This is a genomic window from Photobacterium sp. SP02, assembly GCF_038519165.1.
Classification (GTDB): Bacteria; Pseudomonadota; Gammaproteobacteria; order Enterobacterales; family Vibrionaceae; genus Photobacterium; species Photobacterium halotolerans.
In genome coordinates, this window is record NZ_JASJOJ010000135.1 from 1 (window position 1) to 1611 (window position 1611).

General features: G+C 40.9%; 2 protein-coding genes. Both read right to left on the bottom strand.

From position 1 onward, the window contains the following. Positions 1 to 678: 678 nt before the first annotated feature. On the bottom strand, positions 679 to 1026 hold the full coding sequence (locus P0Y67_RS22565; RefSeq protein WP_192017838.1) for a hypothetical protein: 348 nt from the start codon (positions 1024 to 1026) through the stop codon (positions 679 to 681). 1 nt (position 1027) lies between these two features. Further along, positions 1028 to 1611 (bottom strand): RHS repeat-associated core domain-containing protein (locus P0Y67_RS22570; protein ID WP_342393689.1); only part of this gene is annotated, 584 nt, incomplete at its 5' end.

The following is a 1611-nucleotide window of genomic DNA, read 5'->3' on the forward strand; positions in this document are numbered from 1 at the left end:
AAATAACACTCGCTAAAAACCACATAGCTTTGACTGTCATCAGGCCATTGAATCAAAATTCTAACAGTATCACTTTCACCTGGATTACTTCGGTCAATTTCTATATTTAGCAATGCCGAATCATGCCACGGTAACTCATTAAATTTTTCGCAATAATTCATAATTAGAACCCCGGATCTGGATCACCTTCTTTGGGACTGTAATGCTTCCCTTTGCCATCCTTGTGGTAATGAGAATAATTAGGCCCCTTCTGACCTGGAGGTGTTGCAGGATCAATCCTTAGACGCTCTTTATATTTACCGTTAACTATCTCACCATAGCTTCCTGGACGATGAGGATTCTGAACATAATTGTCTGGAATCTTATACTTAGGACCAGTAGGTATAGCAACACCATCTTTTGTAACATGGATTACATCATCGGCTTTAGTTGTTACCCCCTTCGCAACCCGGCTCGCAGCCCCCCAATCCCGTTACGCCGGGTATCACTAATCCCGCGACATCAAAACTCAGCGCTGTTAAGTTACAGAACCTTAGATGGAATTTATGAAAAGCTTAATACTTAAGGTCCTGTCTATTAATACACTTTATCAACAATAGTTTCTAGGTTCATAAATAGGTTTTATACATACTGTTCAGCCAGAGAACCCATAAATACAAATTATTTTTATCATTTTACCTATCGTCTCTGTGCAAAATATCCGAGTTTTTTCAGATCACTTAAATAATGCTTCTTGAAATAAATGCCACCAGGAACTGATGCAAGAAGAAACAACACAAAGAAATAAATCATATAAATTGGGTTTAATTTAAAACTTTCTCGCCAATCATCGATCATCGTGAGTGCTAAAAATAAAGGGGAAACTAACACACATGCAAATACTGCATAGATAATAAATCCTCCAAAAAATTTCAACCCTCCCCCTGACTTACCTAGGTACAATAAAGATTTTCCATAAATGATAAATCCTCCCCATAGCACAAATGAGTATAATAGAAAATAAATTGCCGTTAATAACCACATCATATTAGAACTGCTGTCCTCCTAATTCACCCACACCCACTGATATGCCTTCAACAATGGCCCCTACAGTATTTCCCGGAGCATTACTTATACTTGACGCACCCAGAGGTCGCCCAATAACTGGGAAACGGTAAGGCCCTACATAACGACCAATTGCAGTACCCAATGGACCGCCTAATGCGCCACCTAACGCTGCACCTCCAGCAGCTGAAAAGTCATAATTACAAAGATTAGTGATATCTTTCCCTGCAACGACATTACCAGCACCTTGGCCCAAAAGGCTTGCTATACCAGCTCCAGCGGCTGCTCCTGCAGCACTAGCCCCAAACGGATTAACAGCACCAACTAATGCACCAGCACCAGCTCCAGCTAATGCTCCTTGCCATCCACCAGAAATATAGCCTCCAATACCACCAGAAATAGCACCATAGATACCACCGAAAAGACCAAATTCACCAGTAGGGTCAATATATCTAATAGGATTATTATAAACATAAGTATAGACGCTTACTCCCCCACCCAACCCAATCGGATCACGCTGAATGTACCGCCCTGTATTCGGATCGTAATCCCGATAGAAATTGTAGT